Raw genomic sequence first — 2,321 nt, 5'->3', positions numbered from 1 at the left:
AAAAAAATCAAAGCCAAACAAACGATTCTGTTTTTCAGAAAGCAGGATTATAGTTTTTGTTTGGTGTGTTTTTTTTCAATGCTATTTTCCTAAAAGTATAAAAAGCCGTTGCCACCGGCAGGAAGGGGGATGCTTGCGAATAGCAAGGGGGCAACGCCCAGGACGTGGGGCAAAAACAGAAAAGCGGGGAAGCGTTTTCAACGCATTTGGCATAGCACTCAGGTTGTAGTGAGTGATACTGTGCTTTATGGATGCATAAATTATTGAAAGATGTGAGACTTTTGTTTTTGCCCCCGAGGGGCGTGCCCTATAAGAACGTAGCGCCGATTTATTTTTTGTGACGGAATAAACAGGTTAATTACTCAGTGGTTTTGAAAAATAAAGGGAGGTGCGTCCGAACGACTTTAGGAGAGAGACCTTTTAACCCCGAATTGGCGTACGGAACTAACATACTGCTTACTTGCCGAAAATGTTCCGTTAGTACTGAACTGTATGGAATGGCTTTTTGCTTTTTAGGCACGACCCTTCGACCACTTCGACAGGCTCAGTGACCAAGGCATATGCTTAGGAAGCACTTTATAGTATTTCAAAAAAGGAATGTGCCATGGATGCGCACCTTATTAGTTCCGAGTTTGCAGAGTTTTCTTGCGGAGGTTTGGATTGTGGTTTTATTACGCGAATGATAGCGCTTTGGAGTTGTGGAATGAGGTACGAGTGGAGCAAGCTGTAATGTGCTTACTTTTTATAACGACATCTTCTTTTTTTGAATTTTCACTATTGTCAACTTCATTGCATATATGAGTATTGCGATCCAAGAGATTGTCGTTAGCATACTTTTTAGAATTGTAAAAGAACTTGATAGATATACAATAGATTCAGATATCTCTACTGTTTTTGTGATCATTAGTATGATACAAATGTTTTCAAAATAATCGAATATCATCGCCAGAAATGGAACATACACAATTGCTTTCCGTAATTTATTATCTGTTTTAATAAGACGAAATAATAGACCACTAAGGAATAATGCTAATAGAATTGGATAAAAAACATCGAACAATGTTAGCTGCGGAAATAAGTATAGTTGAGTGGTTTGAAATGTTAAATGCTGGACAATTGATCGTGCTGTTGTTACTGAATAACCGAAAAAGTGTAAGTCGAATGCATTGGTTTGTATTTGTTTATTAATTATCGGAAAAGTAAACACCATCATTACTAGTAAAACAAGATGGCTAACAATAAAAAGAAGTGAGATGTTTTTTGTAGAAGAAGTCTTTTGAAGGATGGATTTAAAAATTGACATAAGAATATTTTTGATTAGAGATCAAAGGTTGTCAATTTAAAAGATGAAACTATTATCAATTGATAACGATTAAGATTGTGTTCTTAAACGACTCAAAGAAATGTTTGTAATACCTAAATATGATGCTATATCGGCATGTGGGATTTGGTTTTCTATATTAGGGAATTGTTTACGTAGTAAGGCTAATCTATCTTTCCCTTTCAGTGATGCTAAGCCAATTTCTTTATGGACTTTGGTCATGAGTTCATTTCTTAATACAGAATTCCCAAAATCACGAATCTCTAGATCTTCTATCATTAACTTTTCAAATTCTGTAGCATTTATTTTGATAATTTCTACATCTGTGACTGCTTGAATATTAAGTAATGACTTGCCAAAATTATTTCTTGTAGTACTTGGAGAGATTATTGAATTAGCCATAAAAAAGGAAATCGTAATAGTATCACCTTCAGGAGTAATTAGAAAAGTTTTACAGATTCCATCTATTAAGAAATACTCCAAATTATTATTTTGACCAACGGAAGTGATTGTTTCGCCTTTCTTAAAATAAACGATTTCAGCAAGACTGATAATTTTCTCTATTGACATTACGGAAATAGAGGTTACAGCATTAATAATTGAGCTAATTTTCCGTTTCATTTTCTTATGAAATATGCAAAGTTACTAGTTGACTATAAAGGTTGCTCATAACAGGAGTTGACAAAGGGCTAACCTTAGCTTATATTGTTCGATAGATTTTTTATAAATATATACAAACGATAGTAAACTAGTAGTGATTTGTGAAAAATAGTAAGGAAGTTTATGCTTCTGTTGTTTTTATACACTTTATGTCAGCCAGTGCGATGCATTTCCAGAGGTACTTCGACAGCACTACTACGTGCACAGTGACCAGCTGAGTAAACAAGAATGGAATGGCGTTTTGCTTTTGAGGCACGACCCTTCGACCACTTCGGCAGGCTCAGTGACCCAATTTTAATTTACTGTATTTCGGAAAAGGAATGTGCCATGGATGCGAAAA

At 35.2% G+C, this 2,321-nt stretch carries 1 protein-coding gene; it reads right to left on the bottom strand.

The features are described 5' to 3' along the window. Nucleotides 1-1,372: 1,372 nt before the first annotated feature. Nucleotides 1,373-1,891, bottom strand: a complete 519-nt coding sequence (locus P8H68_RS11215; protein ID WP_300325025.1) for a Crp/Fnr family transcriptional regulator — start codon at nucleotides 1,889-1,891, stop codon at nucleotides 1,373-1,375. Nucleotides 1,892-2,321 lie beyond the last annotated feature (430 nt).

This window comes from Flavicella sp., assembly GCF_029238425.1.
In the GTDB taxonomy this organism is placed as follows: Bacteria; Bacteroidota; Bacteroidia; order Flavobacteriales; family Flavobacteriaceae; genus Flavicella.
This window is presented reverse-complemented; position numbering and strand designations above follow the sequence as displayed.

Coding starts and splice junctions, on each gene's coding strand:
- P8H68_RS11215 (WP_300325025.1), bottom strand. CDS start 1,891: ATGTCAATAGAGAAAATTATCAGTCTTGCTGAAATCGTTTATTTTAAG.